Origin of the sequence: Actinomyces succiniciruminis, assembly GCF_900002405.1 — a bacterium.
GTDB lineage: Bacteria > Actinomycetota > Actinomycetes > Actinomycetales > Actinomycetaceae > Actinomyces > Actinomyces succiniciruminis.
On record NZ_LK995494.1, the window covers coordinates 26,486 to 36,898 of the forward strand.

7 protein-coding genes are annotated in these 10,413 nt (G+C 71.2%); 1 reads left to right on the forward strand and 6 read right to left on the reverse strand.

Features of this window, described 5'->3' with window-relative positions:
- Positions 1-66: 66 nt before the first annotated feature.
- The 6 genes from BN1056_RS06185 to glgX form a co-directional block, all read right to left on the reverse strand.
- Positions 67-1,533 (reverse strand): maltokinase N-terminal cap-like domain-containing protein, encoded by a 1,467-nt coding sequence (locus tag BN1056_RS06185; protein ID WP_244671547.1) that lies wholly within the window; start codon positions 1,531-1,533, stop codon positions 67-69.
- A complete protein-coding gene (treS, locus tag BN1056_RS06190; protein WP_244671548.1) occupies positions 1,530-3,266 on the reverse strand; it encodes a maltose alpha-D-glucosyltransferase in 1,737 nt (578 codons plus the stop codon). The genes BN1056_RS06185 and treS overlap by 4 nt, the downstream gene beginning before the upstream one ends.
- 48 nt (positions 3,267-3,314) lie before the next feature.
- Positions 3,315-5,426, reverse strand: coding sequence for an alpha-1,4-glucan--maltose-1-phosphate maltosyltransferase (locus BN1056_RS06195; RefSeq protein WP_210579826.1), 2,112 nt, complete (start codon positions 5,424-5,426; stop codon positions 3,315-3,317).
- A gap of 55 nt (positions 5,427-5,481) precedes the next feature.
- Positions 5,482-5,682, reverse strand: coding sequence for a hypothetical protein (locus BN1056_RS06200; RefSeq protein ID WP_210579827.1), 201 nt, complete (start codon positions 5,680-5,682; stop codon positions 5,482-5,484).
- A 19-nt stretch (positions 5,683-5,701) separates the two neighbouring features.
- A complete protein-coding gene (trpS, locus tag BN1056_RS06205; protein WP_083565211.1) occupies positions 5,702-6,853 on the reverse strand; it encodes a tryptophan--tRNA ligase in 1,152 nt (383 codons plus the stop codon).
- Positions 6,854-6,968: 115 nt separating this feature from the next.
- Positions 6,969-9,284: a glycogen debranching protein GlgX gene (gene glgX / locus BN1056_RS06210; RefSeq protein WP_210579828.1), complete on the reverse strand. Its 2,316-nt coding sequence runs from the start codon at positions 9,282-9,284 to the stop codon at positions 6,969-6,971.
- A 145-nt stretch (positions 9,285-9,429) separates the two neighbouring features.
- On the opposite strand from glgX, the gene BN1056_RS06215 reads away from it, so the two are divergent.
- On the forward strand, positions 9,430-10,209 hold the full coding sequence (locus BN1056_RS06215; protein WP_210579829.1) for an electron transfer flavoprotein subunit beta/FixA family protein: 780 nt from the start codon (positions 9,430-9,432) through the stop codon (positions 10,207-10,209).
- Positions 10,210-10,413 lie beyond the last annotated feature (204 nt).

Consider the following 10,413-nt stretch of genomic DNA (forward strand, 5'->3'; position numbering starts at 1 on the left):
CCGGTGCAACCCGGCGTGGACGAATATGTCTCACGCCGCCGGGTGGGCGGCGCGGGACACGAACGGTCAGGTGGTCAGAATCATCTTGATCCCGTGCAACGGGATGGCGACCCAATCGGGGCGGTTGCGCGCCTCATAGACCGCCTCGTACAGGGCCTTGTCGAGTTCGAGGGCGTTCAGCAACGTGGTCTCCCGGCGGCCGGGTCGGGCGGCCTGGGCGGGGGCCGACGTCGGGGCGGCGGACCAGTAGCCGTCCAGGAAGGCGCCGCGCACCGCGCCCAACCAGTCGGGGTGGGTGGCGTGGCCAACCTCGGCCGCGTAGTCGAAGGAGCGCAGCATGCCGGCCACATCCCGCAGCGGCTGATCGGGGCGGCTGCGCTCGGCCAGCGGGCGCAGCGGCTCGCCTTCGAAGTCCAGTACATACCAGCGGTCCTCCTCGACGGCGTGCAGCACCTGACCCAGGTGGTAGTCGCCGTGTACCCGGGTAGCCGGCTCCAGCCGGTCCAGTGCCGCCAGTTCGGCCAGCACTGCCTCCACGCGTGCGCGCAGGCTCGGCAGCCGGCTCTCTAGCTCGGGCACCTCGTCCATCGCCCAGTGGGCCCGCGCGCGCAGCGCCGCGGCCAACTCGGTGGGGGAGGGCGGCGCGGTGGTGCCCAGGGCGGAGGCCAGGTGGGTGTGCATCTGGGCGGTGGTGTCGCCCAGGTCCCGTGCCAGGGCCAGGGCCCGCTCGCGCTGCGGGCCGGCGTCGTCGGCGGCGGCGAGCGCGCAGAACAGCTCGAAGCCGTCGTCTGCGCGGGGTACGAAGGTGCAGGCCACGCCCGCATCCGCGGTGTGCTCGGCGCCGTCCGCATCGGCCCAGGTCAGCGTCGTCCACGCCACCGGGGTGCGTACCCGGTCCCAGCCGTCGCGGGCCAGCGCCACCGACACCTCCACGTCCGGGTTGCGGCCGGGTGCGAGCACCCGGAACAGCTTCACGATCAGGTCTCCGGTGGCGGCGTCGGCGTCTCCCGCCGCCGGGGCATCGCCGGGGGCGGGCATAACCACCGAGGTGTTGGACTGCTCGCCGGTGGTCACCCGCAACCGTTCGGCGCGCTCGGCGATGGCCAGCGCCCCGTTGTCCCCCAGGGTGGTGCCGGCGTCCAGGGCGGAGTTGGCCCAGGCACGCCAGAAGCGCGGGTGATGGGCGCCCTCCACCAGCGCCACCGGCTCGCCGTCGGGCCCGGGCATCACGAAGCCCTCGTTGCCGGCCGCCTCCCCGGCGGTGGAGAAGCCGGCCAGTGCGGCGGCTGGTTCAAGCACCAGTGGCACATGCACCAGCACCGGCGTCCCCTCTCCACGGGGTACGGCAACCAGCAGGTCGCGCACGCCGTCGGCCAGCTCCCAGCGGCCCGCGATTCGCAGCGGCCCGCCGGCCGGCTCGCCCTTGAGCGGATACCAACGGCGCTGCCCCATCCAGTCCGCGAGCGCCGCCAGCAGGGCGGCGTCATCGGGCCAGGCCGGGGCGGCCCGTCCGGTAACCATCGGGTTGCTCATCTCTCCTCCTCACGGTTCGGGGCGGCGGCCAGCCACCAGTAGCCGCGCGCCGGCAATGTGACCGTCAGCCTCCCCCGGGTGTCGACGGCGGGTGGTGCGGCATGCGGGCGGGTCGCCAGCACGGTGCGTGTGGCCCACCCGGCCAGTTCGGGCAACTCCACGCCCGCCTCGACGGGGCGGTCGGCCAGGTTTGCCAGGCACACCAGCGTCTGGCAAACCTCCCGGCCGGCGGCCGCGGGGTCCTCGGTGCGAGTATGCGCCAGGACGGCAGGGTCGGATACTTCGCGCAGCTGGAAGTCCCCGCGCCCCAGCACCGGGTGCTCGCGCCGCACCCGCAGCACGCGGCGCAGGAAGTGCAGCAGCGAGTCGGGGTCCGCCAGGGCGTCGGCCACACAGCGGTCGGCGTAGTTGTCGGCGTCGATCAGCGGCAGGGTGAGCGCGGCGGGGTCCGCGCAGGCGGAGAAGCCCATATTCGCCGAGCGGTCCCACTGCATGGGGGTGCGCACGGCGTCCCGGTCGGGCAGCCAGATGTTCTCGCCCATGGCGATCTCGTCGCCGTAGTACAGGCAGGGAGAGCCGGGCAGGGACAGCAGCAGCACGTGCGCCAGCTCCAGCTCGGCCCGCGAGTCTCCCAACAGCGGGGCCAGGCGCCGGCGGATACCGACGTTGGCGCGCATGCGGTCCTGTGGCGCATACCAGCGGTACATGCGCTCGCGTTCGGCGTCGGTGACCATTTCCAGGGTCAACTCGTCGTGGTTGCGCAGGAAGGTGCCCCACTGGCCGTGCGCCGGGATCGGCGGAGTCTCTCGGAGCACGTCGCGGATCGCGGTGGCCGTTCCCTCGCGCAGCGCGGAGAAGATGCGCGGCATGACGGGGAAGTGGAAGCACATGGTGCATTCGGGAGCGTCCGGGCTGCCGAAGTATGCCACCACGTCGGCCGGCCACTGGTTGGCCTCCGCGATGGTGATGGTTCCGGGGAACTCCCGGTCGAGCATTTCGCGCAGCCCGGCGATCAGGCGGTGGGTGCCCGGCAGGTTCTCACAGTTGGTGCCCTCCTCCTCCACCAGGTAGGGGATGGCGTCCAGGCGGAACCCGTCCACCCCGGTGCGCGCCCAGAAGCGCACCACCTCGTGCACCGCGGCCACTACGGCCGGGTTGTTGTAGTTCAGGTCCGGCTGGTGGGAGAAGAAGCGGTGCCAGAAGTACTGACCGCGCACCTCGTCGTAGGTCCAGTTGGAGCGCTCGGTGTCCACGAAGATGATGCGGGCATCGGCGTAACCGGAGTCGTCGTCGGCCCACACATAGAAGTCCCCGTAAGGGCCGTCCGGGTCGCGGCGGGACGCCTCGAACCAGGGGTGGGCGGCGGAGGTGTGGTTGAGCACCATGTCGATCACGATGCGGATGCCCCGCTCGTGGGCGGACGCCACCAGGGCACGGAAGTCGTCCATGGTCCCGTAGCGGGGATCGATGCCGGTGTAGTCGGCGATGTCGTAGCCGCCGTCGCGCATGGGCGAGGGGTAGAAGGGCGGGATCCAGATCGCATCCACACCCAGCCAGGCCAGGTAGTCCAGTCGGGAGGTCAGGCCGCGAAAGTCACCGACGCCGTCGGCATCGGAGTCCGCGAAGGAGCGCAACAGCGCCTCATAGAACACCGCGGTGCGGAACCAGTCCGGGTCTGGGCGCAGGCCCGGCCGCGGCTGCGCGGGCAGGACGGGAACACCGGGAACGGTCACGGGGCTCCTTTTACTGGTTGGCAGTTGAGTGGTGGATGGGCGCGGCCGTCACAGGGGCTCGACGGAGAAGACGTGGGCGACACGGCCCGCGAAGGGGTCCAGGCGCACGTAGTTCTGCCCCGACCACTCGTAGGTGTCCCCGGTGAGTTCGTCCGTGACGCGCAGCACCGGCCGGGACCCATCCACCCAGCCGGGCAGACCCAACTGCTCCAGGTTCAGGTAGACCTCGCCCTCGCGGGCGCCGTAGGGGTCCAGGTTGACGATCGTGAGGACCACGTCGTCCTTACCGGTGGCGGAGTGGGCGGCGTCCACCCGCTTGGAGTAGGCGATCAGCGACTCGTCGCTGGTGGCGTGGAACCAGACGTCGCGCAGCTGCTGCAGCGCCGGGTGGGCGTGACGGGCGGCGTTCAGGCGGGTGAGCAGATCCTCAATGCCGTTGACGCGGGCCGCCCCGAAGTCACGCTGCTTGAACTCGTACTTCTCGTTGTCGATCTGCTCCTCGAAGCCGGGACGCGGTACCGACTCGGCCAGCTCGTAGCCGGAGTAAATGCCCCAGCTGGGCGACATGGTGGCGGCCAGCACGGCCCGCAGCTTGAAGGCGGGCACCTTCCCGTTGGTCATGAAGGGGGTGAGGATGTCGTGCGTGGTGGGCCAGAAGGTGGGGCGCAGGATGTGCGCGGTCTCCTGGGACAACTCCACCAGGTAGTCCGTCAGCTCCTGCTTGGTGTTGCGCCAGGCGAAGTAGGTGTAGGACTGGTGGAAGCCGATCTTCGCCAGGGTGCGCATCATCGCCGGGCGGGTGAAGGCCTCCGCCAGGAACAGCACCTCAGGGTTGTCCGCACGCACCTGCCGGATCAGCCGCTGCCAGAAGGGCAGGGGCTTGGTGTGTGGGTTGTCCACCCGGAAGATCGTCACCCCGTGGCTGATCCAGGTGCGCACCACCTGGAGGATCGCCTGGTAGATGCCCTCCGGGTCGTTGTCGAAGTTGAGGGGGTAGATGTCCTGGTACTTCTTGGGCGGGTTCTCCGCGTAGGCGATCGACCCGTCGGCCAGGACGGTGAACCACTCGGGGTGCTCGGTCACCCAGGGGTGGTCGGGCGAGCACTGCAGGGCCAGGTCGAGGGCCACCTCCATGCCGAGCTCGCGCGCGCGCATGACGAGGGCGTCGAAGTCCTCGAAGGTGCCCAGCTCAGGGTTGATGGCGTCGTGCCCGCCGTCGGGCGAGCCGATGCCGTAGGGGGAGCCCGGGTCGTCGGGGCGGGCGTTGAGCGTGTTGTTGCGGCCCTTGCGGTTGGTGGTGCCGATGGGGGAGACCGGGGTCAGGTACAGCACGTCGAAGCCCATGGCCGCGATCCGGTCCAGCCGTTGGGCGGCCGTCTGCAGGGTGCCGCTGTGCCAGTTCCCCTGCTCGTCACGGTGCGCGCCCAGGGAGCGGGGGAAGATCTCGTACCAGGAGCCGGCCAGGGCGCGGCGGCGGTCCACCTGCAGCGGGTAGGTGGCGGACGGGGAGACGTGGTCGCGCAGCGGCAGCCGGTCCAGGACCGCCATCACCTCCCCGGCCAGCCCGGCGGCCAGGCGGTCCGTGGGGGAGGCGGACTCGTCGCGCAGGGCGGCGGCGGCGGCGCGCAGCACCTCGGTGTCGGCCGCATCGCGGCCCGGGACGGCGGCCGCCCGCTCCATCACCCGGGCGCCCTCCTCCAGCATGAGGGCGACGTCGACGCCGGCGGGCACCTTCACGCCGGCGTCGTGCGCCCAGGTGCCGTAGGGGTCCGACCAGCCCTCCACGCGGATGCCCCAGTCGCCCGGGGCGTCGGCGGCCAGGCGCGCCTCGTAGCGGTCCAGCCCGATGCCGACCTCGTACATGCGTGCGCTGGGGCCGTCGCTGCCGTCGGGGCGAACCAGGACGGCGGTCGCGCCGAAGCGGTCATGCCCCTCCCGGAACACGGTGGCGCGGATCGGGAAGACCTCGTCCGGCACCGCCTTGGCCGGCCAACGCCCGTCCTCGATGACGGGGAAGACCTCGGTTACCGGGATGCGGCCCACCGGCGCGTATGGGGCCGGCAGTGGGACCTGGGCGGACGGCGGAGCCGTCGGGTCGGCGGGGGCTACGTGGCTGGTGGGCGTCGTCTTCGCCGCGCGCGGCGTCGTGTTAGGGGTCACAGCGCAAGCGTACCTGCCCGCGCGCGTGCGCGGGGCCGCCGCGGCATCGGGAAGATTACGAGCGCCGATCGTTGCTTCGTGCCCACTTGGCCGCCAGGCCACCGGTGGCGCCGACGACGGGAGCGGCCAGCAGGATCAGCGGGGCATTTCCGCCGTGGCCGGTCGCGGCGGCGACGACGCAGACACCGGCCGCTACTGCACAAGTGGCCAGCACATGCCGCACCACGCGTGAACTGGATCGGCTCCGGCCGCTCATGGTTGCCCTTCTTCCCGGCTCAGTAGTTCATGTGCATGGCGGTGCGCACCGCGTCGAGGGTCTGCTCGGCCACCGCATTGGCCTTGGCGTTGCCGTCGGCCAGGACCTGCAGCAGGTAGTCCTCGTTGGCGGCCAGCTCGGCGCGGCGGGCACGGATGGGGGCGAAGAACTCGTTGACCGCCTCGGTGGTGATCCGCTTGAGCGTGCCGGCGCCGCCGTCGCCGATCTGCTCGGCCAGCGATTGCGGCTCCCCGGCCCCGCACAGGGAGGCCAGCGTCAGCAGATTCGCCACCTCCGGGCGGCCCTCGGGATCGTAGGTGATGTGACGGTCGGAGTCGGTCTTGGCCTTCTTGAGCGCCTTGGCGGTCTCGTCCGCACTCATGCGCAGCTCGATGGTGTTGTGACGCGACTTGCTCATCTTCTCCCCGTCCAGGCCCAACAGCAGCGGCGCCTCGGAGAGCAGCGCCTCCGGACGGCGGAAGACCGGGTGCTCCTTGACGGCCCGCCCATAGCGCTTGTCGAAGCGCTGGGCGATCAGCCGGGCCTGCTCCAAGTGAGGCAGCTGGTCCTTGCCCACCGGCACCAGGTTGGCCTGGCAGAACAGGATGTCGGCGGCCTGGTGCACCGGGTAGGTGAGCATCAGCCCGGACATGGCGCGCCCGTCGGTGGCCTCCAGCTCGGCCTTGACCGTGGGGTTGCGGTGCAGCTCGGACTCGGTGACCAGCGACAGGAACGGCAGCATCAGTTGGTTGGCGGCCGGGACGGCCGAGTGAGCGAAGATCGTGGACCTGCGCGGGTCCACCCCGACCGCCAGGGAGTCTGCCACCAGCGACAGCACGCGCTCACGGATCGGGCCCACGCCGTCGCGGTCGGTGATCACCTGGTAGTCGGCCACCAGAATCCACGTGTCCACGCCCCGGTCCTGGATGCCCTTCCAGGAGTGCATGGTGCCGAAGTAGTGGCCCAGGTGCATGTTGCCCGTGGGACGCACACCCGTGAGCATCCGGTAGCGGCCGGGATTGACGTCCAGATCGGCCTCGATCTCGGCGCTGCGGGCCACCGAGCGGGCCAGCGAGGCGGCGTCGGTGGAGCGGGAAAGGACCTCACCGGCGTCCGCAGCCCCCTGGGAGTTGCTGGAGGGGCTGGTGGTGGTCATTTCGTGCTGCGTCATGGCGGACATCCTAAGGGGCGATGCCGAGCGGGCCGGAATCGTGTCTCCGGCGGCCGTCGGGCAAAACGCGGCCGCGGCGGCGGTTGCGCGGCGGAGACACAGGGGAGCAGCCCGCCTACTCCTCCGGCAGGCAGACCAGCTTCTCCCCGGACAGGTAGATGCGCAGGGAAAGCGCATCCAGCGTGGTGGTGTCCCCGGGCCGGTCCTGCCGGCAGTCCGTCGCACCGGTGCGCGAGGCGCGGGCGCGGGCGCGGGCCGCCGGCCCCCGGCCGACCCGGTGGGCCAGGGCGAAGGCGGAGGTGTGCGGGCGCGGCACCGCCCACGTGGAGTCCCACATCAGGTGCCAGTCGGTGCCGCGTCCGTCGGGGAGCGTGACGTCCTCCTGGCCGAGGGAGCCGTTGATGACCAGCAGCAGGTCGGCGTCACCCATGGGGGTGCCCGAACGGAGCATCTGCACCACGCGCGTCCACGGGTCGTGCCAGGCGGCCACGTCCATCGGGTCGGCGTTGGCGCGGAACCAGGACAGGTCCGGCAGGACGTCCCCGTCGGCCGTGGAGCCGCTGGCGAAGGCGGTCGGGCGCAGCACCGGGTGCTGGTCGCGCAGGTTGATCAGGAAGTGGGTGGTGGCGATCAGGTCCCGCTGCCAGGTGGTCAGGTTCCAGTCGTACCAGGAGATCGGCGAGTCCTGGCAGTAGGAGTTGTTGTTGCCGTCCTGGGTGCGCCCCATCTCGTCTCCGCCCAGCAGCATGGGCGTGCCGGCGGAGACCAGCAGGGTGCCCAACACGTTGCGGGAGGAGCGGCGGCGCAGAATCTCGATGGGGCCTCCGCCCATGCCCTCCGGCAGCGGCCCCTCGAAGCCGTGGTTCCAGGAGCGGTTGTCGTCGGTGCCGTCGCGGTTGTCCTCGCCGTTGGCCAGGTTGTGCTTGTAGTCGTAGCTGACCAGGTCGCGCAGGGTGAAGCCGTCGTGGGCGGTGACGAAGTTGATCGACGCCAGCGGGCCCCGCCCGCCCGGGTACTCGCCGTAGCTGAACATGTCGGCGCTGCCGCTCAGGCGCGTGGCCAGGTCCCGCAGGTCGTTGCCGGGGCGCCCCTTGGACATCTCGGAGGCGTCGTGCAGCCAGAAGGAGCGCACCGTGCCGCGGTAGCGGTCATTCCAGTCGTGGAAGGGCGCCGGGAACTCGCCCGTGCGCCAGCCGCCCGGGCCGATGTCCCAGGGCTCGGCGATCAGCTTGGTGTTCTGCAGCACCGGGTCGGTGGCCATGGCGATCAGCAGCGGATGGCGCGACTGGAACTCGGAGGCATCCCGTCCCAGGGTCACCGCCAGGTCGAAGCGGAAGCCGTCGATGCCGACGTCGCCCGCCCAGTAGCGCAGCGAGTCCAGTACCAGCTGCACCGCCCGGGTGGAGCGGAAGTCCACCGTGTTGCCGGTGCCGGTGACGTCCACGTACTGGGCGGGCCGGTAGGGGGCGTGCAGGTAGTACTCGAGGTTGTCCAGGCCCCGCAGCGACAGCGCGGGCCCGTCCATGCCCGACTCGCAGGTGTGGTTGTAGACCACGTCCATGATGATCTCGAGGCCGGCCTCGTGCAGCATTGAGACCATGCCGCGGAACTCGTCCAGCACGGCCTGCGGACCGGCCTCGCGGGCCGCCCGAGTGGCGTAGGAGGGCTCGGGCGCGAAGTAGGACAGGGTCGAGTAGCCCCAGTAGTTGGTCCGCTCGCGCTGGAGCAGGAAGGCCTCGGAGAAGGCGGCGTGCACGGGCAGCAGCTCCACGGTGGTCACGCCCAGTGAGCGCAGGTGGGAGACGGCGGCCGGATGCGCCAGGCCCGCGTAGGTGCCGCGCAGCTCCGGGGGCACACCGGGCATGGAGTGGGTGAAGCCCTTCACGTGCGTCTCGTAGATGACGGTGCGCTCTTCGGGCACACGCGGGCCGGGGACGACGGGGAACTGCTCGCCGGTCACCACGCCGAGAGCGGTGTGTCCGGCGGAGTCCAACTCGGAGGGCAGGAAGGGCACATAGGTGGGGGCCAGATCCGCGTCGACGGCGTGCGCGTACAGCTCCGGGCCCAGGCGGGGGGCGCCTTCGATGGCGCGGGCGTAAGGATCGAGCAGCAGCTTGCGGGGGTTGAACAGCAGCCCCTCCGACGGATTCCACGGGCCGTAGGCGCGATAGCCGTAGCGCTGCCCGGCGCGTACCCCGGGGACGTGCGCGCTCCAGGCGCCGCGGACGGGGCCGTGCATGCCGATGCGCCGTTCGGAGGTGATCGCGCCGTCCGCGTCGGTGGTCAGCAGACACAGGTCCACCGCGTCGGCACGCGGCGCCACCACCACGAAGTCGGCGCCGTCCTCGGTGAGCGTGGCGCCCAGCCGAGTGCGGTCCGAGGCATCGGAGTCGGCACGGGCAGCAGGTTGCGGCTCTGGCGTGGAGGACATGGACATGAATCCTATTGTTGAGCAAGGGGACGCGGGATGCTACACCATTGCAGCGGCTCATGGCGCGCGGATTATGCGGGGCGCGTCGGTGAGGGTGACCGAGCGCTCACCGGTGACGGCGCCGTGATATGGCAACCTTGTACGCATGAAAATAGTCGTCTGCATCAAGCACGTCCCTGACGTGCAGTCCGAGCGTCGTATGGAGGAGGGGCGCCTGGTCCGCGGTGAGGAGGACGTCCTCAACGAGCTGGACGAGAACGCCGTCGAGGCCGCGGTAGCCCTGGTCGAGGACCTGGGCGGCGAGGTGATCGCCCTGTGTATGGGTCCCGAAGACGCCGAGGACGGCGTGCGCCGTGCCCTGCAGATGGGTGCCGACTCCGGCGTCGTCGTCAGCGACGACGCGCTGGTGGGCGCCGACGTACCTACCACCGCCCGCACGCTGGCCGCGGCCGTGTCGAAGATCGGGGGCGCGGAGGCCGGGCCGGGTGACGTGGATCTGGTCATCACCGGCATGGCTTCGCTGGACGCCATGACCTCCATGCTTCCGGGCGCGCTCGCGGCCGCACTGCACGTGCCGGCGCTGACCCTGGCCGGATCGCTGGAGGTGAGTGCCGATGAGGCGACCATCACCCGTTCCGCCGGCACCGTGCGCGAGGTGCTCTCCGCCCCGCTGCCCGCGCTGGTGTCCGTCACCGACCAGGCCAACGAGCCGCGCTACCCCAACTTCGCCGCCATGCGGGCCGCCCGCAAGAAGCCGCTGGACGTCTGGGATCTTGACGACCTCGGCCTGCCCGCCGGCGAGCCGAGCATCGCCGTCATCGACTTCACCGAGCGGCCCGCCCGTGAGGCAGGCATCATCCGCACCGACGCCGGCGAGGCCGGGCGCGACCTGGCCGCCTGGCTGGTAGACCACGAGCTCGTGTGAGCGGGAACAACCCGGAAGGAATGACGAGTAATCATGAGTGAAATCACCTCCGAAACCGCTCCCGGCGGCCGTCTCGACGCGCCCGTGCTCGTTCTGGTGGACCGCACCGGCGAGGGCGCCCCGACCGGTGCCGGCCTCGGTCTGGTGTCCACGGCCCGGGGACTGACCGCCGGCGACGTCGTCGCGCTCGTGGCGGGCGACATC

What these genes read in the sequence shown, in the direction of transcription:
- BN1056_RS06185 (WP_244671547.1), bottom strand. Translation starts at nt 1,533, where the DNA reads ATGAGCAACCCGATGGTTACCGGACGGGCCGCCCCGGCCTGGCCCGAT.
- BN1056_RS06200 (WP_210579827.1), bottom strand. Translation starts at nt 5,682, where the DNA reads ATGAGCGGCCGGAGCCGATCCAGTTCACGCGTGGTGCGGCATGTGCTG.
- trpS (WP_083565211.1), bottom strand. Translation starts at nt 6,853, where the DNA reads ATGACGCAGCACGAAATGACCACCACCAGCCCCTCCAGCAACTCCCAG.
- glgX (WP_210579828.1), bottom strand. Translation starts at nt 9,284, where the DNA reads ATGTCCTCCACGCCAGAGCCGCAACCTGCTGCCCGTGCCGACTCCGAT.
- BN1056_RS06215 (WP_210579829.1), top strand. Translation starts at nt 9,430, where the DNA reads ATGAAAATAGTCGTCTGCATCAAGCACGTCCCTGACGTGCAGTCCGAG.